Origin of the sequence: Pseudoalteromonas sp. SR41-4 (assembly GCF_014163985.1) — a bacterium.
Taxonomy (GTDB): domain Bacteria; phylum Pseudomonadota; class Gammaproteobacteria; order Enterobacterales; family Alteromonadaceae; genus Pseudoalteromonas; species Pseudoalteromonas rhizosphaerae.
Window position 1 is genome coordinate 1 of record NZ_JACJEI010000031.1, and the last position, 24,677, is coordinate 24,677.

Below are 24,677 nucleotides of genomic sequence, written 5' to 3' on the forward strand. Positions count from 1 at the left end.
TATTAAAAATCTAAACTCAAGTTTTACTCGACTAACTGATTAACTCTTGCCTCGCTAAGCGTTGCTGTCTGCCGTCTCAGTGGGGTCGCATTATAGGGCGCGGCGAATTTTACGCAAGCGTTTTTATCATTAAATTCGCATTTATTTTACACCCTCAAGATACCCAAAAGAAACTGACACCTTACCCACAGAAACCTGTGGATAACCTCGTTTTTTTCATCGTTTCACTAAACTATCTGCTTTGCTTATGGTAAGTTGCCCGCTGTTTTTTAAACTCGTTCATTAGGCATATAACATGATAGATATAATAAATAGTATTAGTGGGCTGCTTTGGGGTCATATTCTCGTCTACCTATTAATAGCGGCAGGACTCTTTTTTACTATTAAACTCAAGTTCATTCAATTTGTTCAATTCCCCCACATGATTAAAGTCATGTTCAATTCTCGTCAGTGTGATAAAAACGGTATTTCATCTTTTCAAGCTTTTTGTACTTCCTTAGCCGCACGTGTTGGTACCGGAAATATGGCTGGTGTTGCTGTTGCACTGTATTTAGGTGGTGCTGGGGCTATTTTCTGGATGTGGCTAATTGCCTTAATAGGTATGGCAACGAGTTTTGCAGAAAGTACTTTGGCTCAAGCTTATAAGATTCGTGATGAACATGGTAACTTCAGAGGAGGCCCTGCTTATTATATGGAATATGGTTTGGGTAAACGTTGGATGGGGGTGGTTTTCTCACTCTGTTTGATATTGGCATTTGGCCTAGTATTCAATGCAGTGCAATCTAACTCTATAGCCGCTGCATTTAAAGTCGCTTTTGACATTCCAAACTATGTTGTTGGTTTAGTACTAGTCGTTGGCTCTGGCATTATTATATTTGGTGGCCTGAAAACTATTTCTCGCTTTGCAGAGTTGGTTGTACCATTTATGGCATTAGCTTACTTACTTGTAGCTTTATATGTGTGCGCTATTAATGCAGAGCAATTACCGACTGTATTTATGCGTATTATTAATAGTGCCTTTGGAATTGAGCAAGCGGGTGCCGGTGCGATTGGTTATGGCGTTATGCAAGCAATGATCCAAGGAATAAAGCGCGGCTTATTCTCAAATGAAGCAGGTATGGGTAGCGCAGCAAATGCGGCAGCGACTGCGACGCCAAATCCGCCCCACCCTGCCTCACAAGGTTATGTGCAAATGCTTGGTGTATTTATTGATACGGTTGTTATATGTAGTGCAACTGCCGCGCTGATTTTGCTCTCTGATCAATTAGTAGCTGACTCAGGTGTAACTGGTATTGCATTAACTCAGGCTGCTCTTGAAGAACATGTTGGAAGCTGGGGTACAATTTTTGTTGCGATTGCTATATTATTCTTTGCTTTTACCTCAATTGTTGCTAACTATTCATACGCAGAAACTAATCTATTATTCTTAGAGCATAATCATGAGCATGGTATGTTGATCTTTAGGCTTGTAGTATTAGGTATGGTGATGTTTGGCTCTGTGAGTGAACTGGGGTTGATCTGGACCTTAGCTGATATTTCGATGGGCCTCATGGCAATCGTGAATGTTATTGCACTGTTTATGTTATCAGGCGTGGTGATCTGGCTTGCGAACGACTACACCACACAGCGCAAAGCTGGCAAATTACCAACATTTGATCCAACCAAAAATACTCAGCTTGATCACACCATCCCGAAAGGGATTTGGCATAAAAAGTAAATAAGCTTATTTACAATCAAAGAGGGAGCCTATGTGCTCCCTTTTTTGATCAAAATAATAATGCCTTAATAGTTATTCAGATTTGCTATCACAAGCGTCTAATATATTCATCACTAAAGCGCGGCCCTTATTGAGTGCTTTATAAATCTGGCTACAGCTTCAACCATGCTTCAGCGAAGTGCCACACAGGGGGGGCTCTGAATCTATTGGGTATGCATGCGGCTGCAATTGGCATAGTGACGCTTTACTGTTCTCAGCATTGGCCATTTATCAAGCGTCACCACAAAAGTAAAGCCTGCTGCTTTTTATACCAATCTGCCAAATTATGTGATCTAATTAGCGCACAGATACTTATCTACTTTTACTGAATTGAACTTAAAAGAATCCAAACAACTTTTAGTTTTATCACGTAAAGAGCCTAATGCAAGAAAACGCATACGCCTGCTTGCTGTTTCATTATTCTTTGAGGGTGGAAACAGAACGAATATTGCTAAGCGGCCAAATACAGCACGCGGCAGTGTCAAAAATGGATTTCAAACTACCTTAACAATTGAGTTGGATACGACAACACTGTCTATCTAATCGTGTATTTAGTGGTTATGAAGAAATAGTCGAACAGGTTTCGCAAGCGTGGAATAAATTCATCTCCGTCCCTGATACGGTTAAAATTATATGCTCTAGAGATTGGATCAAATTTACTTAATCTTTATGCAGATTGGTATTAGTGTTAGTTAAGCTAATTTCTCTGGCATCAATCAACAAAGTGATTTGCGTATATTTTGGTATTAAGATTGTCCGTACGCGCTATGGATAAAAGTTAAACGCATACAAAAGCTATAAGGTGAAAGTTTAATTTAATAGATAGATAGATAAGCAATTTTGGGTGTGTTTTTTTACGCTGTAGGTATAAATGAAGTAATAGTGAATATAAAGTGGTGCCCGAGGCCGGACTTGAACCGGCACGACTTGTTAGTCGAGGGATTTTAAATCCCTTGTGTCTACCAATTCCACCACTCGGGCATCGAGTTTGCTAATTAAAGCGTGTGGAGTAATTATTTGGAGGCGGAACCCGGAGTCGAACCGGGGTAAACGGATTTGCAATCCGGTGCATGGCCACTCTGCCATTCCGCCTAAATGTAACAAATAATTTGGAGCGGCACACGAGGCTCGAACTCGTGACCTCGACCTTGGCAAGGTCGCGCTCTACCAACTGAGCTAGTGCCGCATAAAACTTTGTCAGTAATTTGTACGTTGGTGCGCGACTATGTCGCGGTAAACGTTCTGGCAACTGAGCTAGTGCCGCATAATTAGATATAATTCTTTGTAAGAAATATTTTTTATCGCCCTTAAATTACCTTGGTTGAGTAATTTAAAGTGGTGCCCGAGGCCGGACTTGAACCGGCACGACTTGTTAGTCGAGGGATTTTAAATCCCTTGTGTCTACCAATTCCACCACTCGGGCATCGAGTTTGCTATTTAAAGCAAGTGGATAAAACTAATATGGAGCGGCACACGAGGCTCGAACTCGTGACCTCGACCTTGGCAAGGTCGCGCTCTACCAACTGAGCTAGTGCCGCATCATATTAATTCTAATTACTAAATTTTTAAAAGTTACATTTGGTATATGCAACTAAACCACAAAGTGGTGCCCGAGGCCGGACTTGAACCGGCACGACTTGTTAGTCGAGGGATTTTAAATCCCTTGTGTCTACCAATTCCACCACTCGGGCATCGAGTTTGCTAATTAAAGCGTGTGGAGTGTTGATTGGAGGCGGAACCCGGAGTCGAACCGGGGTAAACGGATTTGCAATCCGGTGCATGGCCACTCTGCCATTCCGCCTCAATACTGGGTAACCTTTGATAAACTGGAGCGGCACACGAGGCTCGAACTCGTGACCTCGACCTTGGCAAGGTCGCGCTCTACCAACTGAGCTAGTGCCGCATAACGCATGTAAGTATTAATATGTTTCATCGCAACCTTGTCGCGGTAAAACATTCTAGCAACTTAATCAGTGTCACTTTGTTTATCTAGGGGGCTATGCCCTCTCAACACGGACGCATTCTACAGAGATTATTAAACGCGTCAATACAAAAAATGCTAGTTTTGAACTGTTTGATTATTTTTTATCTAAAACGGTGCGTTATTATACGTTTAGAGTCAATTTTTAGTCAATTCAGACCACGCTGCTATCAAATATTGCAGCATAGAAGTAACCGTTAAGAAGGTCGCAATGTAAAGTAAGCCATAACTTAAGTACATCATCCAACTATCGTATTGCCAAATGAGTCCAATAATAGCTAACATTTGCGCAGCAGTTTTAAACTTACCCATATTTGATACAGCTACATTACCACGCTTGCCTTGCTCTGCCATCCATTCTCGAAGTGCTGAGATAACAATTTCTCTGCTTATTATGATTAAAGCAGGAATAGTCATATACATTGATTGATAATAACTAGCTAAAGCAACCAATGCTGTACACACCATCACTTTATCAGCAACAGGATCTAAGAATGCACCAAATGGCGTAGACTGCTCAAGCTTGCGCGCTAGATAGCCATCAAGAATATCAGTGATCGATGCAAGCCAGAAAATAAAAGCTGCAGCAAAGAAAGCCCATGAATAAGGCAGATAAAATACCACCAAAAAAATGGGGATAAGAAAAAGTCTAAATGTTGTGAGTGTGTTTGGAATATTCCACATAACTACTTGGGGATGTCTTTTTTTCTATATTCGCACGAAGGGCTAGCCCTTGTCATGCAAATGGTTAAATATCTTCTCAGCCATGTCAGAGCTGATCCCGGGTACTTGCTTTAATTGATCTATATTAGCAGCTTTTACTCCCTGCATGCCCCCTAAAAATTTTAATAATGTTTGGCGTCGTACCGAGCCGATACCACCTATCTCTTCTAATAGTGATTGAGTGCGTTGTTTTTGCCGCTTGTTACGGTGCCCTGCAATAGCAAAGCGATGTGATTCATCGCGAATATGTTGGATCAAATGTAGCGCTGGTGCGTCTGAATCCATTGGGATTGTTTTCCGGCCACCATCAATTAATAGTGTTTCAAGGCCTGGCCTACGACTGGTGCCTTTTGCCACACCGACTAACAGCGGCATTTTTGCATGTGGCCAATTAGCAAAGTACTGCTCGGCACGAGAAAGTTGTCCTTTACCACCGTCGATAAAAATCACATCAGGAATTTTATCTTCGTCAACCAACTTGTTGTAACGCTTGTTTAACGCAAACTCCATTGCAGCATAATCATCACCTCCAGTGATCCCTGTGACATTAAAGCGTCGATATTCTTTATTATTCGGTCCTTGCGAATCAAACACCACACAACTGGCAACTGTGTTTTCTCCCATTGTATGGCTGATATCAAAACATTCCATACGATTAATATCATCAAGCCCTAACGTCGCTTTAAGTTGTGCGTAACGCTTATTAATCGAATCCTGAGTGCTTTGCTTCACGGTAATACTATTAAGCGCATTCTTATTAGCGAGCTGTAAGTATTGCGCACGCTCACCGCGTGTAACTGTTTTTAAAGTTACTTTGCGTTCACTCACTTGGCTTAATGCTTCACTGAGTACATCAATTTCATCAAGTGCAAATGGCAAAATAACTTCTTTAGCAATTCGCCCTGTTGCACCTGGCGCTAAATAATATTGCCCAAGAAATGAAGCCAGTATTTCTTGTGGCTGTGAATCTTTCGGTACTTTTGGAAAGTACGTTTTGCTACCGAGTACTTTATGATCGCGGATCATCAACAAATGAATGCCATTGAGGCCATTTAAATGAGCAAAACCCACAACATCCATTTCGGCATAATTACCTGATATCGATTGTTGCTCTTGCATTTTACGCAGTAGCATTATTTGATCGCGTACTTTAGCCGCTAGTTCAAATTGTAAAGCGTGGCTCGCAGCTTCCATTTTAGAGATCAACGCTGCGATGACTTCATGAGATTTGCCAGTCAAAAATTTACGTACAAAATCAACTTGCTGATTGTATTCATCGTCACTCACTTCATTCACGCAGGGTGCAGAACAACGTTTTAGCTGAAATTGCAAACAAGGTCGGCTGCGAACGCGATAATACGCATCTTCACATTGACGAACAGGAAATATTTTCTGCATTAACCGCAAACTTTCAGAGACAGCCCCAGCGCTTGGAAATGGCCCAAAATACTCGCCTTTTACTTTGCGGCTACCGCGATGAAATGCAAGTCTTGGATGTTTGTGAGCAGTTAATAAAATATACGGATAGGATTTATCATCACGCAGTAAAATATTGTAACGTGGCTGATATTTTTTTATTAAGTTATTTTCAAGCAGTAAAGCTTCGGTTTCAGTATTGGTTAAAGTGATGTCAATATCACTAATGTTACTGACTAAAGCGCGAGTCTTGCCATCCGTGACATTGCTACGAAAATAGCTACTAACACGTTTTTTAAGGTTTTTAGCTTTACCAACATAAATAACTTTATCATCACTATCAAGCATCCGATAAACGCCGGGTTCGCTTGATAGTGTTTTTAAGAAATGGGCGTGATCAAATTCTGCCATGGGGCAACACTAGTGGGCGCTGTCGATGTCGATCATCTTATGACGAATAGCCAAATGAGTTAATTCAACATCACCACCCACATTCAGCTTTTCAAACATTCTATATCGATAGCTGTTCACTGTTTTAGAACTTAAATTAAGGCGTTCGGCAATGTCTTGTACTTTTTCACCTTTAGTGATCATTAACATGATCTGTAATTCACGTTCAGATAAACTCTGAAATGGACTTTCATCAGTACGACCCGTCACTTGCGCAAGGGCAATTTGTTGAGCTATTTCTGGTGCAATATAGCGTTGCCCTGCATTTACTGCGCGAATTGCATTAACCATTTCATCAGAGCCCGCCCCTTTGGTTAAGTAACCATGAGCGCCAATTTGCATCACTTTACTTGGGAATGGGTCTTCACAATGTACTGTTAGTACAATAATTTTCACATCAGGGCAATAGCGACAAATTTTCTTGGTCGCTTCTAATCCGCCAATACCTGGCATATTCATGTCCATTAGCACAATATCAGGAGAATGCTGACGGCAAAATTGTACCGCTTCTTCACCTGTTTTAGCTTCACCAATTACTTTAAACCCACGAACATCATCTAAAATACGTTTGATACCCGTTCGTACGAGCTCATGGTCATCAACTAAAAGTACATTAATCAATGGGACACCCTCATATAACCTAACAGCACGTCAATATGACAATTTAATTGGTCACACTAACACAGAAAATCTGAAACGATAACTCAATTATCGTTTCAGATAACTAATTTAAGATGGCGTTTTTTCACTGAAGCGGTCAACCCACAAAGCAATTACACCATCACCGGTAACATTACAGGCTGTACCAAAACTATCCTGAGCCAAATAAAGCGCTATCATTAACGCCACAGCACCTTCATTGAAACCGAGCATACTGGTTAACAACCCCAGCGCAGACATGACAGCTCCGCCCGGAGCACCCGGTGCGGCAATCATTACCAAACCTAGCATCATAATAAACGGCAACATCCCAAATAATGATGGTACATCCATGTTTGGTGATAAAAACATCACCGCCATCGCGCAAGTTACGATAGTGATCGTTGAGCCAGATAGATGAATAGTCGCACACAAAGGTACAGTAAAGTTAGCAACATCTTCTTTTACATTATTTGCTTTGCTTGAGCGTAAAGACACTGGAATAGTCGCAGCACTAGACATAGTGCCTAAGGCTGTAAAGTAAGCTGGGAGCATATTTTTAATTAATTCAACTGGGTTGCGTTTTAATAAGATACCCGTACCGATATAAAGAATAGTCAACCATACCCAATGCATGATTAATGCAGCAATCAACACCACACCAAACGTTTGTAAGGTATCAACAACAGTGCCTGCAACTGTCATCTCAGCAAACACACCTGCAATATAAAACGGTAATGCTGGGATAATAACTTTTGCTAGCAAACCATCAATCACATCGCGGCCCTGATCCGATACTTTTTTCAAGGTCTCTAGCTCTAATTGGCTCATACCGATACCAAACACAAACGCTGTCGCAAGCGCAGTCATAACACCCATCAATGGTGGGATCTCTAAATCAATAAAACTTGCCACTTCGGTGGCTATTTCAGCTTCGAAGGTTAAACCGCCATCAAATAACGGAATAATTGCACTAACAACCATCACTGCTAATGTGCCTGCAATAATGGTCGAACCGTAGGCGAAACCAACGGTTTTACCTAACAGATGGCCTGAGCCTTTTGGTAAACCAGCAATACCTGATGCTATAAAAAATAAAATAATTAGTGGAATAGTAAAAGTGATCAGTTGGCCAATTATTTCTTTTACCGTGTAAAGGAGTTCAACTCCCGTTAGTGGAACATATAAACCCACTAAAATACCGGCCAATATACCGGCGATTAATTTTAAGATTAACGTCATTGTCATCACTTCATAAATTTTGATGGGTGAGGTTTTAGCATGTTTTTAATTATATGTATCATAAAACCGCTCAACAACAGCCTGTTTGCACAAAATACAATCACTTTTAGCGTTAAACGCCCGTCTAATTTGTTCATTATAATATCTACTAGGCAATTCATTATGATCTAGCGCATATAAATTTTGGTCAGTATTTGTATCCCTAATAATCCTATGTCAGCATACCTGATAGTATTTTTGTTTTAATAACTATACATACAAGCTGTCGCTGTTTTTATTTCATCCAGTTATAAGCCGAATAGATATATCTTATAGCCAAACTTTACTTTAGTTTTTTTAATTCAGCAGTAAAGTGTCACTATTACAGATCGATTTACAATAAAAATCGATCACGATTGAATAAATTGCACCTAAGGGAACATTATGTCTACTATTTTTGAAGATAACTCACTCAGTATTGGTAACACACCGTTAGTAAAACTAAACCGTGTAACGACAGGTAATGTTTTTGCTAAAATAGAATCTCGTAATCCTAGCTTTAGCATTAAATGCCGTATTGGTGCATCAATGATCTGGGAAGCTGAAAAATCAGGTGAGCTGACTAAAGATAAAGAGCTGATTGAACCAACTTCAGGTAACACAGGTATCGCTTTGGCGTTTGTTGCGGCCTCGCGTGGATACAAACTTACGCTTACAATGCCAAACACCATGAGTCTTGAACGTCGTAAGTTACTAAAAGCATTAGGTGCTAATTTAGTCTTAACAGATGGTGCTAAAGGTATGAACGGTGCGATCGCTAAGGCAAAGGAAATTCAAGCATCAGCCCCTGAAAAGTTTATTTTATTACAACAATTCGAAAACCCTGCAAACCCTAAAATTCACTTTGAAACAACAGGCCCAGAAATCTTTAATGCATTAGATGGAAAAGTTGATTTCTTTGTGGCTGGTGTGGGTACTGGAGGTACAATTACTGGTGTCAGCCGTTATTTGAAACTTGAAAAAGGCCTTAATGTAAAGTCAATCGCTGTTGAACCAACTAATTCGCCAGTGATCAGCCAAACACTCGCGGGTGAAGAAATTAAACCTGGGCCACATAAAATTCAAGGTATTGGCGCAGGCTTTATTCCTGGTAATTTAGACCTATCAATGATCGATGGTGTAGAGCAAGTGTCTAATGAAGAATGTATAGCAATGGCTCATGAGCTGATGAAAAAAGAAGGTATATTAGTTGGTATTTCATCTGGCGCTGCGGTTGTTGCAGCAAAGCGCATTGCGGAGTTACCTGAAAATGCAGGTAAAAATGTCGTAGTAATTTTACCTAGTGCAACTGAGCGTTATTTATCAAGCCCACTTTTTGCTGAAGAGTTTTCAGAGCAAGAGCTGGTTCAATAAGTTTAAATAGCTTTTGAAAAAGGATGCAAACTGCATCCTTTTTTATTATTTATTGCATTCACATCACTAATTCTTACCGTAAACTTTACATCTGTCGCATTTCGTCACACACTAAATCATCACTAATAAATCTATTTATCTAATGAAATCATTTATAACTCTTTGCACTGCTACATTTTTACTGCTAATGAGCGGCTGTGGAAATGAAGATTCACCAAAAGGTGAAAAAAATACTCCAGGAAATAGCGCTGCACTATTTTTTGATACGCTTTATAACGAAAACGACCTAAGCAAAGCCAGTACTATGGCCACACCTAAAATGGCGCGGATCATGAACTCTTACGGCACCTCAAAACAATTTGCCCGCAATTTAGTCAACATGCAATACGATGATGTAGTAATTGAAGTTGATATGACTAATATGAGTTTAAGAGAACAATATGGCGATACAGCCAATATCAACCTTATTTTCACAGGCCACTTCAATGGGAATAAAGTTGATGATATGCGCAGCGTAAAAATGGTGCGTAAAAAAGGCAATTGGTACGTTGATAAAATCAATGCCGATCCATTTGCACGCTAACGCTTTATATTAAATATTTAGACCACTTAACAAGCCTTGCTCGCAGCAAGGCTTGTTAGTTTTCGCTATTACAGTTCACCTGGCTGATAATTATCTACCGCAATAGCCTGTTTGCGTAGGTTATTTGCAGCATGTAGCTTTTCGCCTTGCTCATCAGTTATTAACTGTTTTTCAAGCGCACTGTCGATTGCAGTTGCTATATCAGCATTACGGTTAAGTGTTCCGTCACGTTGCCATTTCTTCAATCGTTTGAAGGCGGCGCTGGTATCATGCATCGCTATAAATGCATTCTCCATCACACCAGTACCCGCTTTATCATCCACATAACATAAATGAGTTAAGCGGTTTCTAAATACCCCTGGTTGCGTCATATGCTCACAAATTGTTTGTGCAAGTTCATCACTTGGGCGCTGGTAATGATTACCAAGCGGAAATACAATACGTTTTAGGATGAAGTTAATAACCGGGTTTGAAAAGTTTTTGAAAAAACCGTCAAATGCTTGGCCAATTTCAAACAGTGACAATTCAACCGCATATTTTACGAACGGAAGATCAGCTTGTTGACGCCCCTCGTCTTCAAAACGTTTTAATACACAAGATGCTAAGTATAAGTGGCTTAAGACATCCCCTAAACGCGCTGAAATCATCTCTTTACGTTTAAGCTCACCACCAAGTACTAACATTGCCACATCAGTGCTAAAGGCAAGTCCTCGGCTCATACGCCCTAATTGCTTATAATATGAAGCAGTCTCACCACAAACGGGCGATTTTGCAAAATAGCTTCGCGTTAATCCATGTATAAAAGCCATACTCGCATTAGTAGCGGCAAATAAAATATGCTGCAGTAATAATGAATCAAATTCTTTTAACGCGAGATCGTCATCTTCCATTGCTGCGGCTTCCATTTCTTTGAGTACAAATGGGTGGCAACGAGTTGCACCTTGACCGAAGATCATCAGATTACGGGTTAATATATTCGCCCCTTCAACGGTAATTGATACTGGAATGCCCATATAACCGTGCGCTAAATAGTTATTTGGCCCCACTTGGATCCCCTTACCTGAATGAATGTCCATAGCATCATTCATTACCGTACGGCCCATCTCTGTCATATGATATTTGGCAATCGCAGTCACCACTGATGGGCTTAATTTTAAATCAATGGCTCCGGCAGTCATTAAGCGGCATGATTCAAGACTATAGGTTAGTCCACCAATGCGAGCCAGCGCCTCTTGCACGCCTTCAAACTGCCCGATAGAAACACCAAATTGTTGACGTACCATTGCATAGGCCGATGTCATACGGGCACATAAATGCCCTGTTGCACTACTCAATGCTGGTAATGAAATACCGCGCCCGGCACTTAAGCACTCAACCAACATCCGCCAACCTCGTCCTGCCCCTTTATGACCGCCAATGATCCAATCAAGAGGAATAAATACATCTTTACCGTAGGTTGTGCCATTCATAAACGCCATATTCAATGGATAATGGCGCTCACCCGTTTCCACACCAGGGTGATCTGTTGGGATCAGCGCACAGGTTATACCTAGCTCTTTATGTTTACCAAGTAATCCATCTGGATCATACATTTTAAAAGCAAGTCCAAGAACCGTTGCTACGGGTGCAAGCGTAATATAGCGTTTTGACCAATTTAATCGTAAGCCTACAACTTCTTGGCCTTCAAACTCACCCTTACACACTACGCCAGAGTCAGGAATACTGCCAGCATCAGAGCCGGCTTCAGGGCCTGTTAGAGCAAAACACGGCACATCATCCCCTTTCGCAAGTGAAGGTAACCAGCGCTCTTGCTGCTCTTTTGTACCATAATGTAATAGTAATTCACCAGGGCCTAAACTGTTGGGCACCATCACGGTGACTGCAGCTGTTAAACTTTTAGTGGCGATTTTAGCTACGATGGTTGAGTTTGCAATTGCTGAAAACTGGCGTCCGCCAAATTTCTCGGGAATGATCAGCGCAAAGAAACCTTGGGTCTTTAGGTAATCCCATACTTCTTTTGGCAAGTCTTTATCTTTTTGCACAATGTGATAGTCATCAAGCATTGCCAACAGTGTGTCCACTTCATTGTCTAAAAATATTCGCTCTTTTTCGCTCAACTCTGGCTTTGGGTAGCTGTGAAGTAGTTGCCAATCAGGATTGCCACTAAATAGTTCTCCATCCCACCACACGTCGCCCGCTTCCATCGCTTCACGCTCAGTTTGCGAAAGCGGCGGTAATACCTTTTTAAACATTTTAAATGTCGGGCGACTGACGAGATTTAAGCGGATATCTTTAACCGCAAAAATAACTATCACCAACACCAGTAACAAAATAAACACTGACATGGAAACTATCCTTATTAATTAATAAAACAGATTGACTTAATTATGACCGATCCTTTAATAAATACAATGCCACTGTAAACTCGCATTGCCTGAGCTAAAGAGTCGGTTATTGATAAACTTTGCCTAACACATAGACGCTGCTATCATCCTACCCGATAAATAACAAATATAAGGGTTAACATGACTACTCCACATTTTAAGCTCAGTTTGAGCGCAATAATGGTTGCCAGCACATTAGCATTAAGCGGCTGTAACCAAGAAGCCACTAACACAGTAACTCAAGCTGCAAGCCCTGCGCCGGTAACTGCAAAAGACGCGCAAGCCTTTTTAGATACGACAGAGCAAGAGCTCAGTGCTTTATATCTAGAATCAAGTCGCGCGGAATGGATATACGCTAACTTTATAACGCATGATACATCAGCCCTATCAGCTGAAGTAAATCGTAAAATGACCGAAGCGGTGGTTCGCCTTGCTAACGAAGCTGCACAGTTTGACTCTCTCGAACTTGATTATGACGCACGTCGTAAACTCGACAAATTAAAATTGGCACTGACTTTACCTGCCCCACAAGATGCAAAAAAAACAGCAAAACTATCACAGCTTGTGGCTGAACTTGGCGGTATATATGGTAAAGGTAAATATTGTAAAGACGATGGCAGCTGTTTAAGCCTAGGTGATATGACTGCAACAATGGCCACCAGCCGTGATTACAACGAACTGCTTGATTTATGGCAAGGTTGGCGCCAGGTATCAAAACCAATGCGTCCACTGTATAAACAACAAGTTGTATTAACCAATGAAGGCGCTAAAGAGCTTGGTTATGCAGACACTGGTGCAATGTGGCGTAGTAAGTATGATATGCCAGCAGATGATTTTGCCAAAGAACTTGATCGTATTTGGGGGCAAGTAAAACCATTATATGATTCGCTGCATTGTCATGTTCGTGCCAAGTTAGGTGAAAAATACGGTGAAGACAAAGTACCTCAAGACCAACCTATCCCAGCGCATTTATTAGGTAATATGTGGGCGCAATCGTGGGGCAACATTTACGATGTAGTCGCACCTGAAAATGCCGATCCTGGTTATGATGTAACCGCATTATTAGCCGAGCATAACTACGATGAACTTAAAATGGTACGCGGCGCTGAAAAATTTTTCACCTCAATGGGATTTGCACCTTTACCTGACACCTTTTACCAACGTTCGTTATTCACTAAACCTGCCGATCGTGATGTACAGTGCCATGCTTCAGCGTGGAATATAGATAGTAAAGACGACTTACGCATTAAAATGTGTATTCAACGTACTGGTGAAGAATTCTCAGTTATTCACCATGAGTTAGGTCACAACTTCTATCAACGCGCTTACAATACCCAACCGCTTTATTATCAAGAAAGTGCTAACGACGGTTTCCACGAAGCCATTGGCGATACCATTGCGCTTTCGGTAACACCCGGTTACTTAAAAGAAATTGGTTTATTAGAGCAAGTGCCTGATGAATCGAAAGACATTGGCTTATTAATGAAGATGGCGCTGGATAAAGTTGCCTTTATTCCATTTGGTTTACTTGTGGACCAATGGCGTTGGCAAGTATTTTCAGGTGCAGTAACCCCTGAAAACTACAATAAGGCATGGTGGGAATTACGTGAAAAATACCAAGGTGTAAAAGCACCTATCGCACGAAGCGAGGCTGACTTTGATCCAGGTGCAAAATATCATGTGCCAGGTAATACACCGTATACACGTTACTTCTTAGCGCATATTTTACAGTTTGATTTCCACCGTAGTTTATGTGAAATAGCAGGTAACAAAGAAGCCATTCATCGCTGCTCAGTATACAACTCTAAAGAAGCAGGTGAAAAACTCAATGCTATGCTAGAAATGGGTTCAAGCCGCCCTTGGCAAGAAGCATTAGCCACCGTAACAGGTAAACCTGAAATGGATGCAACAGCCCTACTTGATTACTTTGCGCCACTGCAAAAATATCTTGATGAGCAAAATAAAGGCCGTCAATGTGGTTGGTAAGTTAACTTAGTTAAATAGCAAAAATGCAAAAGCCCGCTCAATTGAGCGGGCTTTTTTAGTATTGCAGTACTAAATTTACAGTTTGATTAGAACTGTAAGCTTACATTTGCAAAGTAAGCGTCATAACCAGAATCATCCCAGTTATTACCGTAACCCGCTTTTAAACCAACATTTTTGTTGAAGAAATGTTGAGCACCAAAAGTGTAATCATCGTTTTTATTAAATGTAACAAACGCTGATGTCGCTTTAGTGAAGTAGTAATTAGAACCTAATTCCCATGAACTACCACTGTCGTCAGTATCTGAAATAGTACCTTCAACTGTTAGGTAGTTACCTTGCTTAAGATCCATGAAGTATTTAGCGTTCACAGCGCGGTAATCAAACTCGTCATCAGATGTTACAGTGAAACCGATGTAATCTGTGCTATTAAGTTTATGATCATAAGCAAGATCAAATATTACTGAATTTTCGCCATCTTCAACGTCAATGAATGTCGCTTTTAATAATAAATTTGGATTAAAAAAGTAACCTGCTGATACATTAAATACGTCTTTGCTTGAAACAGAATCAACATCAAGGTTGCTATATTGAGCACCTACCACAAAATTTTCAACAAAGTACTCACCACCGATAGTTGTTACATCGCTAAAGTCATTATCAATGTATGAACCATATACGTTGGTTTGCTTGTTAATATACTCAAATTGATCGTAAGGACCTAATGTTGCTTTTGGTGAGAAGTAATATTTTGAATCAACACTAACTGTGTCGTTGCCATCGGTATCCATATATCCTAAATGGCTGATTGACTGATAGTTATCCGCAGCAGTCGCGGCACTAGAAAGAAGAATACTCGAAATAATAACTGCTAATTTTTTCATAAAAAGATTTCCCTATTTTACATTGTTTTATTGCTACAAGGTTTAACGTTTAACCGGTTGGTTAAGACGGGGCACATCCTAACGCGAGTAAACTGAATTGAAACTTAACTAAGTGCTTGTATTTTATTATAAAAATGTAAGTGGATGTAAGGAAGTGTAAAAAAAAGGTAGCGAATAGGAATGTTAATCGCTACCGTTTTAAAAGCTCAATTATGATCAAAGCGCGTACTGGCTGATTATCCGGTACACATCATTGATATTATCACCCGATTTAAAATCTTTGCTGATCGGTGTTGGATCAGAGCCAACCCAAATTTTTAATTCAGCATCTAAATCAAAATGACCTGCACTTTCTTTACTAAACTTAGTAATTTTTGAATAAGCAATACTGATCATCTCTATTTTTGAGCCAGTGACCCCCTGCTTATCCAACAAAATTAAACGTTTGTTAGTAAAAATAAACATGTCACGTACCACTTTATAGGCCTTTTCAACTTGTTCACCTTCAATCAGTGTATTTGCCAATACTTTTTCTAAATCATTGTCATCAATTTCACTGGCATTACCCATTAAACCACTTAATAAACCCATTATATTTGCTCCTGTTTAAATATTTGATTTTCTAATGTATGGCCGTTTACCAATTGGCGATACCGCCAACCTTGCTGATAACAATGTTGCAGTATGGTGATATCAAATGGTGTCGCCGTTTTTTGGTACTCGATAACATATTCTTTAGCTTGGCTCATATACACTTTAGACACTTCTGCTAAAGCTTGTATTTTCTCTTCAACATCCGGGTAATGCTCGCTCAATAACAATGTAATAAATCCAGACTCTAGTTCGCTATTATCACTGTGCGTTGGATGCTCTGTGAGCTTACCTTTATCAAGGTGCAGTACATGTGAACATAAGCGTTCTAGTTCAGTTAAATCATGCGAACTTAAAATAAAGGTAGCCTCACTGCTAAGATTCGCAACCACTTCGCGTACTTCGCGAGCATGAATAGGATCAAGCCCAGCGGTTGCTTCATCCAGCATGACTATTTGTGGTTTCCCGATCAGCGCTTGACCTATGGTGACACGTTTACGCATTCCATGTGATAAATCATCAGAACGCTGTTTAGCAACGTCAGCCAGTCCGACTAACTCAAGTACGCGGATCGCTTCTGCTTGGCTTTGCTTATTTGACAGCCCTTGTAGCTGGCCATAAAACGCCAGTTGGTGAGCGATACTAAAGCGCGGATCAAGTTGAGCATCTTGCGGTAACGCACTGAGCTTGCCAAACAATTCACTACTGCCTGGATTATGTCCAATAATATTGAGCGTGCCTTTTGTTGGTAAAATATAACCGCATAACAAACTAAACAAGGTGGTTTTGCCTGCACCATTTGGCCCAACCAGTGCTACTGGCGCGCCTTGCTGTATCTCAAAACTTACCTGATCAAGGGCCAATTTATTACCATACTGCTTAGTTAAACCTGTTGCGTGTATTAGTGTGCTCATAGAGAACTCCTTGCAAAAATACGCTGAGCAATCGCTAGCATCACGGTAGTTTGTATTAACGGAATGCCAATGCTATTAAATATTCCTGCGTTTTGTCCTGCCATTTGATCAAGTTGTACGCCAGGGAAAACATAATCAAGCATTGCCAAAACGGGTATTTGCCAGCTTAAAATACTGACCACAATATTTCCGCCAGCAAAAAATAATACGGCAAGCACTACAGTTAAACGCGCTGAGCGTGCAAAAGTATTTAACAACGTCATTAGTGCTATAAAGGGCAAAACAGCAATTAATAAATAACAGAACAAAATAAAGCTGCGACTTATGCCACTGACTAATAATGCTGGATCTCTAAATACCATAACCGCAACTGAAGCTACCAAGGTAACAAGTAGTAATGCTGCTAAAATAAATACCTGTCCTAAAAAGCGGCCAAATAACATTTCATTACGGGTAGCTCTAAGAGATAAAAAGCGTAGTGTTCCTCGTTGTTTATCACCAACAAGTTGGTCGCTACATAAAAACAAGCAAAAGCTGGGAAAGCTATACAATGCAATTAACCAATACATAGCTAATTCAGCTTCAGGCCAATCGAGTAATTTACTCAGCCCAATAGCGCCAAACACTTGTTGTGCTAAATCGGCTATTTGGGGCGAACTAATTAAGCTGACAGCTTGACCTATCGGATAACGTAAAATCAATAACCAACAAATCGAAAATGCGGCAACAGCAAGTAAGCCGCGCTTGGTCAAAAATAATCTCACTAGTTCAAACTGGGCAATCTTTAATAATCGCTGAGGGTGGAGTTGCGTCACAGATATTCCTTATTAATCTATATACAGCTTACACTAAGGGCAAACGTGTTGAATTACTAGCAAAAAAAAACCCGTATTAATACGAGCTTTGTAACAAATAATGTAGTCTTATTGATCCGCAGGCTACAAATTCTGTTGGTATATGTCGAGTGCTTGGCTTAAATCAGCAATCAAATCGTCCACATCTTCAAGGCCTATATGTAAGCGGATCACTGGTCCTTGCGTCCAACCAGTTGCTGAGCGTAAACCTTTCATAGTTAAGTTGGCAGTCACTAAACTCTCGAAGCCGCCCCACGAGAAGCCCATTTTAAAATGCTCTAAACTATCTAAAAAAGCATCAATCGCGCTTTGGTTACCTTGTTTCATAACAAAAGAAAACAAGCCATTACTACCATCAAAATCACGCTTAAAAAACTCATGACCCGGACACGTTGCAAATGCCGGGTGACGAATATGGTCAACTAACGGATGTTGCTCTAACCAAGTAGCGACTTCGATCGCGGCTTTTTCATGCTGATTTAAACGTACCGCCATAGTGCGCAGGCCTCTTAACGCTAAATAAGCGTCATCAGCCGACGTACATTGACCAAGTAAATATGAATTTTCTCGAAGTGTCGGCCAGTATTTTTTATTGGCCACTGCCACCCCCATCATCACGTCCGAATGACCCACAATGTATTTAGTTGCCGCTTGAATACTAATATCCACCCCGTGTTCAAGTGGGCGATAATGCAAGCCATTACCATAGGTGTTATCAAGCATGGTCATTACCCCATGCTCATTGGCAACTGCAACCATGGCTGGTACATCTTGAATTTCCATGGTGATAGAACCTGGCGACTCTAAAAACAGCACTTTGGTGTTGTCTTTGATCAGCGCTTTAATATCTGCCCCAATTGTTGGTGGATAATAAGTCGTCTCAACGCCAAAGCCAGCTAAAATTTTATCGCAAAAATCACGCGTTGGTTCATAGGCATTATCTACCATTAAGATATGATCGCCCGCTTTCAAAAAAGCCAATAGTGTGCTGCTAATGGCCGCTGCACCACATGGATAAAGCGCACATCCCTCACCACCTTCAAGCTCAGTGATCGCTTCTTGTAATGCAAAATGTGTAGTAGTACCACGACGACCATAAAAAAGTGTTTTATCGCCACGTTTTTTTGCCGCTTCTTTAAGCTCTGCCACTGAATCAAAAACAACTGTCGATGCACGTTGCACTACGGGGTTAACCACCCCATGAGTATATGCTTTTTTACGTCCGGTACTTACTAACAGCGTATTTTTATTGCTTTTTGTCGTCATCATTAATCCTTAAAATATTTCGTTAGAACATACTCTGCACTATGCTTAATCTTGCAAATTACACCAATAGTCGATTAAATAGCGCGAAATAGAATCAGCTCTTGGTAGCTTTAAATGCTCCCCCTTTTCGTGCCAATTGCCAAATTGAGCGAGCTCTTCACGGCTAAACCACTGCGCATCGTCTAGTTCGTCCTTATCAACCTGGATATTTTCTGTAACAGCTTCAGCGGTAAAGCCCAGCATAATCGATGATGGAAATGGCCACGGCTGCGAGGCAATATACTTAACATTTTCAACCACAATGCCCGCTTCTTCCATCACTTCACGCGCCACCGCTTGCTCTAAGCTTTCGCCCGGATCAACAAAACCAGCTAAAGACGAATACATACCTGGTGCCCATATTGCTTGGCGACCAAGCAAACAGCGTTCAACACCATCAGCAAATGTACGAGTAACCACCATGATCACGGCCGGATCAGTTCGCGGAAACGTTTGGTGTTTACACCCATCATTACTACATAAACGTGAATGACCAGCTTCAACAAGCTCGTTTTCGCTGCCACAACGTCCACAAAAACGATGAGTTGCATGCCAGTAACACAAACCTCGTGCCAGTGCAGCCATTGAGCCTTGCGCGATTTCCACTTGCACCCCAAAGCGGCGAATATCAACAAACTCAGCGTCACCTATCAGCTGACTTAAGACGGCTTCGTCTAGCTTGCTTACATCAAGTGCGAAATGACTGGTTTGCTGCTCATCTAAACCTAAAAAAATCGCTTCGTTTAATGCTAAGTGACTCACATCACTAAAGCTTAAAAAAGTCACAGCAATATTATTTATATCAAATAAAGTGTGATTGTTATTCACCAATAACCAACGGCTTTGCTCATTTATTTGTGCTGCCACCCATTGTTGCTCTTTACGTAGGTTTGATGCACGGTTTAAAGGCATCTGGCTGTAATTAAGCATGCTTATCCTTTTTACTATTTAGATGGCTAAAACTACCATAACACTTACTTAAACCCAATTATTACTCACTGACAAATAGGCAAAAAAAAAGCCCTTACGGACTTTTTTAAACACACAATAAATTCTGTCGTAATTACAATGTAGCTAAATGAGCCTGTAATTTTTGATTTTCAGCTTCAATATGCTGATAAAATTCTAAATCGGCTAATTTACTTGCCGCCGCTTTATCAATTACAATCACTGCATCTTGATGAAGCTGTAGTGCCGACGCTGGACATGCAGCCATCAGTGGCCCTTCAATCATAGCGCGTACCGCATCCGCTTTATTTTCACCCGTTGCAAGTAATACGACTTTTTTCGCCTCTAAAATCGTACCAATTCCCATCGTAATTGATAACTGTGGCTGATATTCATCAGCAGCAAAAAAACGGGCATTATCATCTACCGTTGCTTTTGTGAGTGTTTTTACGCGAGTACGTGAACGCAGACCTGATGAAGGCTCATTAAAGCCGATGTGACCATTACGTCCGATGCCTAATAACTGTACATCAACACCGCCTGCTGCAACTATTTTGTCTTCGTATTCTTTGCATGCTGTAATTGGATTTAGGGCATCCCCTGGCGGTACAAAGGTATTATCTTTGTTTATATCAATATGGCTAAACAATTGCTCATTCATAAAGTGGCGGTAACTTTGTGGATGATCGCCCGTTAAACCTAAGTATTCATCTAAATTAAACGTTGTTGCTTGTGAAAATGAAATCTCACCCGCTTTATTTTTAGCGATTAATTCTTGATATAACGCAACTGGCGTAGAGCCCGTTGCTAAACCGAGCACTGACGTTGGTTTTTTTTGTAATTGTGTTGCGAAAATATTTGCGCCATATGCTGCTACGGCTGCTGCATCATTTAAAATTACTATTTGCATATTAATTTGCTCAGTTATTAAATTAGTTGATGAAAAAATGGGATCTAAGTCCCAACCCCATGTGCAATCGGATTGGGCCTTAGATCAAACCAAACAGGGATACACTATTTGGTCAATACCATTATGACAACGCTGTCATTATTACCATTCAATTTTAGTTTGTAAAGTAAAAGTGAATAAAAATTTACCTTTTTTACTGTGCTGTACATTAGCCAGCTAAACACTGACAAATATTTTGCGCTTATACATCCAATGTAATAAAAGCATTTGCACCAGCAAAAGCGCAACCACGCCAATCAGTGGCTGCCAATCGGTAGCTGCTGCTGCAATAAAGCCACCAAACACGCTATGGCTTATAAACTCCCAATTCACTAAGCTTGATGCCAAATAAATAATGATTGAGTTAGCACCAATAATCACAAACGGATAAGCTAATTTTTGGCCATTGAGAATATCAACCACTGCATAAAACACAGCCAGTAATATTGCGCTCCACCCGACTGTGACTAAAACAAATGAACTGGTCCATAATTCTTTATTAACTGGAAACTGTAAATCCCAAAGCCAACCTAAGCAAACACTCACAACACCTGCAACAAATAATATGCCTGCTGTTTGCCACTCGCCAACCTTACTTGCTCTGGCGATTAGTTGTCCTGCAAATACCCCAAACATGGCATTCACAATAGCTGGTAGACTCGATAACACGCCCTCGGGGTCGACGGCTCTATTTTGATAACTAATACCGGGTAAAAAATGCGAATCAAACCATGCATTCCAACTCCCCTGTGCACTTAAATCACCAGCGTTACCACCTGGTACAGGAATAAAACACATCAAGATCCAATACCCTAGCAGCAGAGCGATTGCTGTAAAGAGCTGTGTGCGAATACTGGTATGCCACACTAGCATTGCACAGAAAAACCATGCAATCGCTATTCGACCAAGTACACTCGCATAGCGTATTTCATCGAAGGCAAGCGGAATACCTGTGCCCCAACCATGGTTATACATCACCCCTAACCCGCACAATAGCAATAACCGCTTTAATGCTTTAGCATAAAAAACTTTTCGCTCTTGCCATGGCAGGTGATCGATGCGTTTTGGTGCTAAGCCCATCGCCACACCTGATAAAAAGATAAATAACGGAAAAATCAAATCGTAAAATGTAAATCCATGCCATGCACTGTGTAGCGTATGCGCTTCAAATACCTGCCAACCAGTCCAACCGGTTAAAACAAATAAAGCGGCAAAAATAGATTGCCCACCTAAAATCCAAAACATATCCATGCCACGTAAAGCATCAAGAGATGCTAAGCGCTTTTTACTCGGCTTTGTGTCTGTATGTGCTGTTGTCATTATTTTTACTCTTAAATAAAAAGCCCCGCGATACAACTGCGGGGTTTTTACAGGGAAACGTTACACTGCATTACCTGCAATATAAGTGGCTTTTACAAACTGATGTTCATCGAGCACCACAAAGTCTGCATCAAAGCCATCAAGTAAACGTCCCTTTTTCTTGAGGTTTAAATATTCTGCTGGATACAGTGCAGCCATGCGTAAACTTTCACTGAGGCTTACATCCAATGTATTAATGGTATTACGCACTGCACTGGCCATGTCTAATACACTGCCTGCTAATTCGCCCGTACTTGAGTTTAATCTATCCCCAGTACGAATTACTTTGCGCCCGTCAAAAAAATCAAATTCCATATCATCGGTACCCACTGGTGGCATTGCGTCAGTGACTAACATAATTTTGCCGCGCTGTTTGGTGCGAATAGCTAATTGTGCAGACAATGGATGTACATGATGCCCATCAACAATTAAGCCACACCAGCTGTTATCATGCCAAAGCGCAGCGCCAACCACGCCTGGTTCACGCGATGTAAACGGCGACATCGCGTTATATAAATGTGTAAACCCATCGGCGCCAGCATTGAGTGCCGCCATTGTCGTTGTATAGTCAGCATTAGTGTGACCTAGTGATACTTTTACACCACACGCCACTAAGCGCTCAATATCAGCAATGCTGACATTTTCTGGCGCTAAGGTAACCATTTTGATACCTAAATCTTGACGCGCATAAATGGCAAATTCTTGTTCGCTAATTGGGCGAATAAACTGCTCACTGTGTGTGCCTTTTTTTGGAAAAGACAAATGCGGACCTTCAAAGTGAATACCTAATACACCCGCGACCCCTTCGCATATTGCTTTTGCTGTTGCATCAGCAGCTGCTTGCATGGTTTCAACTTTATCGGTGATAAGTGTTGGCATCAGTGCCGTTGTACCAAATTGACCATGCGCTTTTGCGATACGATCTAAGCATTGTGTGCTTTGCTCAGCATTAAAAAATGCCCCGCCACCGCCATTAACTTGTACATCGATAAAGCCTGGCGCAACTAAACCATCTAGCTCAATAACACTGCCTGTGGTGGAAGTTTCAAGATGAAAAACGCCATTTTCAACGCTGAATAATGCATTATCTAGAAATTTTTCAGCCGTGAATAAACGTGTCGCGCGATAGAAGGTTTTCATTACAGTGCTACCTTTTGGTCTTGCTCTAATACTGATTGCTGTGCAAAATAAATTGCGCCCATTTCAGGCGGTTGCTTTGGTACTTCAACGAGTTTTGCAATTGCTGGGTCAAGCCATTGATTTAAAGGCTCTGCAAGACCACCGATCATAGATAAACGCGGAGGATTGTTCTCTAATAAACGATGCGCTAACTGACTCACGTATTGCGCTCCGTCTTTTACAATGGCTAAAGCGATTTGATCGCCTTGGTGTGCTGCATCAAATACATAGCGAGCAAGTTTTGCATAGCTACTTGACGGTTGTCCGGCCATTTGCTCTGCAATGCCCATTGCTGTGGTGACATTAAAATGCTCTTTAACCACTGGCGTCATTATCGTGTGAGGACCTAAACCATCTAGCTCCATTAACACCGCTTTAATTGCCTCTAAGCCCATCCATGCGCCACTGCCTTTATCGCCAAGTGCAAAACCATGACCGCCGTAATTCACCGACTGCCCTTTTACATATGAAAAACCACATGAACCAGTACCCGTGATTATCACAGCACCATCACCGCCTTCATGAGCCCCGATACACGCCGTATGTAAGTCAGTAGTTAAAAACATTTGTTTAAATGGGTGCTCCCACTCTGTTATTTTTTCATATAAGTTCGGTAAATTAACACCCGCCAATCCTAAACCGGCATACACTTGATGAATAGACTCTAATGGCAAACCTGCATCGCGCATCGCCAATTGTGTAGATACCATTATTGACTCTAATGTGCGCTCCAACCCATGTAATGGATTCGCAGGGCCACCTAAACCTGTTCCTAATACCCCGTTTTGCACAGAGTATATAGTTGCACGGCACTTAGTTCCGCCACCGTCGATACCAATATACAATTGGTCCTCATTCGCACTCTTAGCCATCATTTAACGACCTCTAACCTTCGTTTTATATTTGTATTAATCGCATGTTTTTTTATTATCTTAATGCGATTCACCCTCAACCCATGTTGAATTAATGTTACACAACAAATGACAGCGTTGTCATTAAGTTTTTTATAAAAAATCTCACATATCCCACATTTATCTCTAATTAACTGAATTAAATAAATAATTAATATCAATTAAATTAGTGTCGACTATCTTTTAACGTAATAATAAGGTTTAAAAATGACATTATTACCTAAAAAAACAACA

Annotated in this window: 19 protein-coding genes and 8 tRNA genes; 4 read left to right on the forward strand and 23 right to left on the reverse strand. The window is 40.9% G+C overall.

Annotated features, from left to right (window positions below; translation table 11 throughout):
- Nucleotides 1-295: 295 nt before the first annotated feature.
- A complete protein-coding gene (locus tag H5180_RS19210) occupies nucleotides 296-1,717 on the forward strand; it encodes a sodium:alanine symporter family protein (protein ID WP_182758876.1) in 1,422 nt (473 codons plus the stop codon).
- Nucleotides 1,718-2,650: 933 nt separating this feature from the next.
- Here H5180_RS19210 and H5180_RS19215 read toward each other — a convergent pair.
- The 12 genes from H5180_RS19215 to H5180_RS19270 all read right to left on the reverse strand — a co-directional run bounded on the left by H5180_RS19215 (nucleotide 2,651) and on the right by H5180_RS19270 (nucleotide 8,207).
- Nucleotides 2,651-2,737, reverse strand: a tRNA-Leu gene (locus H5180_RS19215).
- Between the two features lie 37 nt (nucleotides 2,738-2,774).
- Nucleotides 2,775-2,848 (reverse strand) — tRNA-Cys (locus H5180_RS19220).
- Between the two features lie 18 nt (nucleotides 2,849-2,866).
- Nucleotides 2,867-2,942: transfer RNA gene (locus tag H5180_RS19225), tRNA-Gly, on the reverse strand.
- 150 nt (nucleotides 2,943-3,092) lie between these two features.
- Nucleotides 3,093-3,179, reverse strand: a tRNA-Leu gene (locus H5180_RS19230).
- A 39-nt stretch (nucleotides 3,180-3,218) separates the two neighbouring features.
- Nucleotides 3,219-3,294 (reverse strand) — tRNA-Gly (locus tag H5180_RS19235).
- A gap of 66 nt (nucleotides 3,295-3,360) precedes the next feature.
- Nucleotides 3,361-3,447: transfer RNA gene (locus tag H5180_RS19240), tRNA-Leu, on the reverse strand.
- Between the two features lie 36 nt (nucleotides 3,448-3,483).
- Nucleotides 3,484-3,557 (reverse strand) — tRNA-Cys (locus tag H5180_RS19245).
- Nucleotides 3,558-3,583: 26 nt separating this feature from the next.
- A tRNA-Gly gene (locus H5180_RS19250) sits at nucleotides 3,584-3,659 on the reverse strand.
- Between the two features lie 216 nt (nucleotides 3,660-3,875).
- Nucleotides 3,876-4,421: a CDP-diacylglycerol--glycerol-3-phosphate 3-phosphatidyltransferase gene (gene pgsA / locus H5180_RS19255; protein WP_145242294.1), complete on the reverse strand. Its 546-nt coding sequence runs from the start codon at nucleotides 4,419-4,421 to the stop codon at nucleotides 3,876-3,878.
- A gap of 42 nt (nucleotides 4,422-4,463) precedes the next feature.
- Nucleotides 4,464-6,287, reverse strand: a complete 1,824-nt coding sequence (uvrC, locus tag H5180_RS19260; RefSeq protein ID WP_182735608.1) for an excinuclease ABC subunit UvrC — start codon at nucleotides 6,285-6,287, stop codon at nucleotides 4,464-4,466.
- Nucleotides 6,288-6,296: 9 nt separating this feature from the next.
- A complete protein-coding gene (uvrY, locus tag H5180_RS19265; RefSeq protein ID WP_016707677.1) occupies nucleotides 6,297-6,947 on the reverse strand; it encodes a UvrY/SirA/GacA family response regulator transcription factor in 651 nt (216 codons plus the stop codon).
- Nucleotides 6,948-7,055: 108 nt separating this feature from the next.
- Nucleotides 7,056-8,207 (reverse strand): dicarboxylate/amino acid:cation symporter, encoded by a 1,152-nt coding sequence (locus H5180_RS19270; protein ID WP_182758877.1) that lies wholly within the window; start codon nucleotides 8,205-8,207, stop codon nucleotides 7,056-7,058.
- 423 nt (nucleotides 8,208-8,630) lie between these two features.
- Here H5180_RS19270 and cysK point away from each other — a divergent pair, with 423 nt between their 5' ends.
- Both cysK and H5180_RS19280 read left to right on the forward strand, forming a co-directional pair.
- Complete coding sequence (gene cysK / locus H5180_RS19275; protein ID WP_145242300.1) at nucleotides 8,631-9,599, forward strand: cysteine synthase A; 969 nt, start codon at nucleotides 8,631-8,633, stop codon at nucleotides 9,597-9,599.
- Nucleotides 9,600-9,786: 187 nt separating this feature from the next.
- Entirely contained in the window at nucleotides 9,787-10,182 is a 396-nt protein-coding gene (locus tag H5180_RS19280) for a hypothetical protein (protein WP_392352533.1), read from the forward strand.
- 68 nt (nucleotides 10,183-10,250) lie between these two features.
- Here the strand turns inward: H5180_RS19280 and H5180_RS19285 are convergent, their stop codons facing one another.
- Nucleotides 10,251-12,527: an acyl-CoA dehydrogenase gene (locus H5180_RS19285; RefSeq protein ID WP_182758878.1), complete on the reverse strand. Its 2,277-nt coding sequence runs from the start codon at nucleotides 12,525-12,527 to the stop codon at nucleotides 10,251-10,253.
- Between the two features lie 180 nt (nucleotides 12,528-12,707).
- On the opposite strand from H5180_RS19285, the gene H5180_RS19290 reads away from it, so the two are divergent.
- A complete protein-coding gene (locus H5180_RS19290; RefSeq protein WP_182758879.1) occupies nucleotides 12,708-14,552 on the forward strand; it encodes a M2 family metallopeptidase in 1,845 nt (614 codons plus the stop codon).
- Between the two features lie 86 nt (nucleotides 14,553-14,638).
- On the opposite strand, the gene H5180_RS19295 is transcribed toward H5180_RS19290, so the two are convergent.
- The 10 genes from H5180_RS19295 to nagK all read right to left on the reverse strand — a co-directional run bounded on the left by H5180_RS19295 (nucleotide 14,639) and on the right by nagK (nucleotide 24,407).
- Nucleotides 14,639-15,433, reverse strand: coding sequence for a putative porin (locus H5180_RS19295; protein WP_145242308.1), 795 nt, complete (start codon nucleotides 15,431-15,433; stop codon nucleotides 14,639-14,641).
- 216 nt (nucleotides 15,434-15,649) lie between these two features.
- Nucleotides 15,650-16,024: a PH domain-containing protein gene (locus tag H5180_RS19300; protein WP_145242310.1), complete on the reverse strand. Its 375-nt coding sequence runs from the start codon at nucleotides 16,022-16,024 to the stop codon at nucleotides 15,650-15,652.
- Nucleotides 16,024-16,938: an ABC transporter ATP-binding protein gene (locus H5180_RS19305; protein ID WP_145242312.1), complete on the reverse strand. Its 915-nt coding sequence runs from the start codon at nucleotides 16,936-16,938 to the stop codon at nucleotides 16,024-16,026. The genes H5180_RS19300 and H5180_RS19305 overlap by 1 nt, the downstream gene beginning before the upstream one ends.
- The gene (locus H5180_RS19310) at nucleotides 16,935-17,753 is read right to left on the reverse strand and encodes an ABC transporter permease subunit (RefSeq protein ID WP_145242314.1); all 819 of its coding nucleotides are present in this window, start codon (nucleotides 17,751-17,753) and stop codon (nucleotides 16,935-16,937) included. Before H5180_RS19310 ends, H5180_RS19305 begins: the two co-directional genes overlap by 4 nt.
- Nucleotides 17,754-17,876: 123 nt before the next feature.
- On the reverse strand, nucleotides 17,877-19,058 hold the full coding sequence (locus H5180_RS19315; RefSeq protein ID WP_145242376.1) for a cystathionine beta-lyase: 1,182 nt from the start codon (nucleotides 19,056-19,058) through the stop codon (nucleotides 17,877-17,879).
- A gap of 45 nt (nucleotides 19,059-19,103) precedes the next feature.
- Nucleotides 19,104-20,027 (reverse strand): NAD(+) diphosphatase, encoded by a 924-nt coding sequence (gene nudC, locus H5180_RS19320; protein WP_145242315.1) that lies wholly within the window; start codon nucleotides 20,025-20,027, stop codon nucleotides 19,104-19,106.
- A 133-nt stretch (nucleotides 20,028-20,160) separates the two neighbouring features.
- Nucleotides 20,161-20,955: a glucosamine-6-phosphate deaminase gene (gene nagB / locus H5180_RS19325; protein WP_145242317.1), complete on the reverse strand. Its 795-nt coding sequence runs from the start codon at nucleotides 20,953-20,955 to the stop codon at nucleotides 20,161-20,163.
- Nucleotides 20,956-21,171: 216 nt separating this feature from the next.
- Nucleotides 21,172-22,314, reverse strand: a complete 1,143-nt coding sequence (gene nagX / locus H5180_RS19330) for a transmembrane glucosamine N-acetyltransferase NagX (RefSeq protein ID WP_145242319.1) — start codon at nucleotides 22,312-22,314, stop codon at nucleotides 21,172-21,174.
- 60 nt (nucleotides 22,315-22,374) lie between these two features.
- A complete protein-coding gene (gene nagA, locus H5180_RS19335) occupies nucleotides 22,375-23,493 on the reverse strand; it encodes an N-acetylglucosamine-6-phosphate deacetylase (protein ID WP_145242321.1) in 1,119 nt (372 codons plus the stop codon).
- On the reverse strand, nucleotides 23,493-24,407 hold the full coding sequence (gene nagK, locus H5180_RS19340; protein ID WP_149982958.1) for an N-acetylglucosamine kinase: 915 nt from the start codon (nucleotides 24,405-24,407) through the stop codon (nucleotides 23,493-23,495). The genes nagA and nagK overlap by 1 nt, the downstream gene beginning before the upstream one ends.
- Nucleotides 24,408-24,677: the final 270 nt, after the last annotated feature.

Bases quoted from the DNA above. Each gene is read 5' to 3' on its own strand.
- H5180_RS19210 (WP_182758876.1), top strand. From the start codon at position 296: ATGATAGATATAATAAATAGTATTAGTGGGCTGCTTTGGGGTCATATT.
- pgsA (WP_145242294.1), bottom strand. From the start codon at position 4,421: ATGTGGAATATTCCAAACACACTCACAACATTTAGACTTTTTCTTATC.
- uvrC (WP_182735608.1), bottom strand. From the start codon at position 6,287: ATGGCAGAATTTGATCACGCCCATTTCTTAAAAACACTATCAAGCGAA.
- H5180_RS19270 (WP_182758877.1), bottom strand. From the start codon at position 8,207: ATGACGTTAATCTTAAAATTAATCGCCGGTATATTGGCCGGTATTTTA.
- cysK (WP_145242300.1), top strand. From the start codon at position 8,631: ATGTCTACTATTTTTGAAGATAACTCACTCAGTATTGGTAACACACCG.
- H5180_RS19280 (WP_392352533.1), top strand. From the start codon at position 9,787: ATGAGCGGCTGTGGAAATGAAGATTCACCAAAAGGTGAAAAAAATACT.
- H5180_RS19285 (WP_182758878.1), bottom strand. From the start codon at position 12,527: ATGTCAGTGTTTATTTTGTTACTGGTGTTGGTGATAGTTATTTTTGCG.
- H5180_RS19290 (WP_182758879.1), top strand. From the start codon at position 12,708: ATGACTACTCCACATTTTAAGCTCAGTTTGAGCGCAATAATGGTTGCC.
- H5180_RS19295 (WP_145242308.1), bottom strand. From the start codon at position 15,433: ATGAAAAAATTAGCAGTTATTATTTCGAGTATTCTTCTTTCTAGTGCC.
- H5180_RS19300 (WP_145242310.1), bottom strand. From the start codon at position 16,024: ATGGGTTTATTAAGTGGTTTAATGGGTAATGCCAGTGAAATTGATGAC.
- H5180_RS19305 (WP_145242312.1), bottom strand. From the start codon at position 16,938: ATGAGCACACTAATACACGCAACAGGTTTAACTAAGCAGTATGGTAAT.
- H5180_RS19315 (WP_145242376.1), bottom strand. From the start codon at position 19,058: ATGACGACAAAAAGCAATAAAAATACGCTGTTAGTAAGTACCGGACGT.
- nudC (WP_145242315.1), bottom strand. From the start codon at position 20,027: ATGCTTAATTACAGCCAGATGCCTTTAAACCGTGCATCAAACCTACGT.
- nagB (WP_145242317.1), bottom strand. From the start codon at position 20,955: ATGCAAATAGTAATTTTAAATGATGCAGCAGCCGTAGCAGCATATGGC.
- nagX (WP_145242319.1), bottom strand. From the start codon at position 22,314: ATGACAACAGCACATACAGACACAAAGCCGAGTAAAAAGCGCTTAGCA.
- nagA (WP_145242321.1), bottom strand. From the start codon at position 23,493: ATGAAAACCTTCTATCGCGCGACACGTTTATTCACGGCTGAAAAATTT.
- nagK (WP_149982958.1), bottom strand. From the start codon at position 24,407: ATGATGGCTAAGAGTGCGAATGAGGACCAATTGTATATTGGTATCGAC.